General features: G+C 56.6%; 2 protein-coding genes. Both read left to right on the forward strand.

Features of this window, described 5'->3' with window-relative positions; genetic code table 11:
- The first annotated feature begins 197 nt into the window (after positions 1-197).
- Positions 198-1,841, forward strand: a complete 1,644-nt coding sequence (gene istA, locus Q0U90_RS11585; RefSeq protein WP_297455333.1) for an IS21 family transposase — start codon at positions 198-200, stop codon at positions 1,839-1,841.
- Positions 1,842-1,843: 2 nt separating this feature from the next.
- Positions 1,844-2,611 (forward strand): ATP-binding protein, encoded by a 768-nt coding sequence (locus Q0U90_RS11590; RefSeq protein ID WP_284856446.1) that lies wholly within the window; start codon positions 1,844-1,846, stop codon positions 2,609-2,611.
- The last annotated feature ends 95 nt before the right edge of the window (positions 2,612-2,706 follow it).

Raw genomic sequence — 2,706 nt, forward strand, 5'->3', positions numbered from 1 at the left:
GACGCACACCGGTGAGCACCTTCACGAGGGGTTTGTCGATAAAGGGCTGGATCCGTGTTGCGCGCGTGCATTTAGTAACACCGTGGTGACTATCGGGTAACGCGATGGTGAGTATCGAGTAACACTGCAGTTTTCGGGGAAACTCTTTGGTGACCGCGTGACTTCAGGGCACGCGGCATTGCCAAAGGAGTCCGATTGTGACTGACTACAGGGCGGTGATGGACCTTGTTCTCAAAGGCTGGTCCGTTCGCCAGATCACAGCGACGATGGGATGCTCGCATTCCACGGTGCAAAAAGTTCGTAAGGTGCTGCAAGCAGAGCAGATCACGACCGCGGCCCAGATTACTGGGCTCAATGATCAAGCCATAGCTGTGCTGTTTCATGACGGAAGATCCACAGGTCAGGGTGTGTTCGTCCCGATTGATTTCGATTCCGTGGTGAAAGCACGGACCGGAAGACATAAGACCACGCTGCAGGTCCTGTGGGGGAAGTACACCTCAACGCCAGCGCTGCCGGGGCAGCGGTACTACAGCTACGAGCGGTTTCGCCAGCTTGTAGCACAGCACGTAGATGCCACCGGGGTAACTGCTCGGATCGTGCACGCACCAGCTCACACTATGCAGGTGGACTGGGCAGGAACGAAGATGCGTTTGTTCGACCCCACCGGGGGACGTCCAAGCAAGCTCAGTGTGTTTGTCGCTTCGCTGCCGTATTCCGGGATGCTGTTTGCTTGTGCGTGTATCAATGAACGCCAACAAGCGTGGCTGGATGCGCATATGCAGGCGTTTGAGTACTTCGGCGGGGTGGCAGAGGTCATCGTCCCAGATAACGCCTCGACGGCGTCGAACGCGATAAGTGCTGCCGATCGCAATCGTCGTGTCAACACCACGTACGAGGAGTTTCTGGAGCACTACAACACCGCTGCGCTGCCAGCGCGTGCAAGACGGCCGAAAGACAAGGCCAATGTTGAGGCAGCAGTCAAGATCGTTACCCAAAAGGTCATCCATGCTCTTGACGATCATCAGTGCGTCAGCCTTGATGAACTTAACAGTCGCATACTCAAACGAGTTGACGCGATCAATACGCACACCCCGTTTCGTGGAAACACCACCAGTCGGCGGCAGCTGTTTGAAGAGTTTGAAGCAAAGTTGCTCACTGAACTGCCAAAACAGCGGTGGCAGCGCACGGAATGGAAGCGCGCCAAAGTCGCTCCCGACTTCCATATCACCGTCGCCAGCGTGCATTACTCCGTGCCCTACACACTTGTCGGCCACACTGTTGATGTCCGCATCACCGGCAACACGCTCACGGTCTTCGATGCCGGCGAGCGACAAGCAGTACATACGATTGCGCACCAACGCGGTGCCTTCGTCACCGACACTGACCACATCCCGCCGCAGATGGCCAACACCCATGGGCTATGGACCTGTGAATACTTCCTACGCGAAGCTGCCCGGGTAGGGCCGCACACCCGCCGAGTCATCGCTGAACTGATGGATGCGCGCCCAATCAAAGCACAAGCGTTCTTCTCATGCCGCAACGTGCTTTCCATGGGAAAACACGACAACAAGCCCATCTTGGAAGAAGCCTGTAGGCGACTCGTCGACCTTGAAGGCCGACGCCAGGCAGTGTCCTACACCGCAGTGAAGAACATGATGGCAGCCGTGCGCAAAGAAGACACGGGGCGCACCACCACACAGCCTCACCCCAACACGCGAGATGCCGTGCCCACCTCCACTACCACCGCAAAAGCGTCTACCACGCGTGATACACGCGGTGCGTACCTCGGCGGCGCGGAGCAGTTCAGCATCGAAAACCTGACGAAGAAAGGAAACAACTAACCATGGATGCGCCACAACCAGCATCAACAACCGCACGATTCTTAGACGAATCAGTCCTGCATATCTTCACGCAACTACGGATGACTGCCTTCGGCCGCACAGTCATCGACATTGCCGCGGATCAAGCATTCGACCAGTGGAGCTTCTCAGACAAAATCCTCTACGCGCTCGATAAAGAAGTCGCGGCCAGGCGCGAAAGACGAGTCAACAAACTGCTCAAAGCATCCCGATCGCCAAACCTCGATGCTTGTGTCGAAGACATTATCTACACACCCAGCCGCAACATCAACAAAGAGCAAATCGCCCGACTTGCTCAATGCCAATGGTGCCAGGATTCGAAAAACGTTGTCATCCTGGGCAAATCCTCCGTCGGCAAGACCTACCTCGCCCAAGCATTGCTCAACGCAGCTTGCCGAAAGGACTACTCCGCCAAGTTCTTCCGCACCGACTCTCTGGCTAACCAGCTCGCCGTGCTGCATCACTCGGATCCTGAGCGCGTGAAGTTCCTCGAAGCGATTCACAACACCGATGTGCTCGTACTCGATGATTTTCTCACCACCCCGATCAACGAAGCCACCGCGCATCAACTGTTGACCATCATTGCGGAACGAGAAAACCGCGGAGCGACCATCGTGACATCCCAGTTCGCCCCCATCGAATGGTGCAAGTCCATCCCCGACGCTGTCATCGCTGAGTCGATCCTCAACCGGCTCGCCGTCGGCGCGGAGATCATCACACTAGAAGGAGACAACATGCGCCTGACACGCTAACCCCACCCAACCCCCAAACGCCCGGGTGTTACTGGATACTCACCCGGGCGTTACTCGATCCTCACCATGGCGTTACTAAATCGGTGGTCTGAACA

Origin of the sequence: uncultured Corynebacterium sp. (assembly GCF_946998835.1) — a bacterium.
Classification (GTDB): Bacteria; Actinomycetota; Actinomycetes; order Mycobacteriales; family Mycobacteriaceae; genus Corynebacterium.

What these genes read in the sequence shown, in the direction of transcription:
- Q0U90_RS11590 (WP_284856446.1), top strand. Translation starts at nt 1,844, where the DNA reads ATGGATGCGCCACAACCAGCATCAACAACCGCACGATTCTTAGACGAA.